The 280-nt window shown below is 43.9% G+C and carries 1 protein-coding gene; it reads left to right on the top strand.

The window, feature by feature from the left end; all coding sequences use genetic code 11:
• Window positions 1-2: 2 nt before the first annotated feature.
• The coding region (locus AAEY72_RS14610) for a class II glutamine amidotransferase domain-containing protein (RefSeq protein ID WP_502945395.1) at window positions 3-280 on the top strand (278 nt) is incomplete at its 3' end.

Raw genomic sequence — 280 nt, 5'->3', positions numbered from 1 at the left:
AGGTGAAACAGCAGCTTTATTGTGCTCGAGATCACTTCGGGGTTAAGTCGCTGTTTTATTCTATGCAGTCTGGACGAGTTGTATTGTCAAATGAGCATAAAGCTTTGCTGGTGCCCGAGTTGGCCATTTCGCGTCAACTCTCCCATCAATGGCTGGCTGATACATTTATGCCAATTACTACGAATGAATTCCTTTCTCCTTTCAATGCTATTCAGTCTTTACCTGCGGCGCATCAGCTTGTAATAAATCAGCAAGGGCAAAGCTGTAAACCATATTGGTC

The organism is Psychrobacter sp. W2-37-MNA-CIBAN-0211, from assembly GCF_040309405.1.
Taxonomy (GTDB): Bacteria; Pseudomonadota; Gammaproteobacteria; order Pseudomonadales; family Moraxellaceae; genus Psychrobacter; species Psychrobacter glaciei.
Note: the sequence above shows the minus strand (reverse complement) of the source record. Positions and strands in the feature narration are given on the sequence as shown.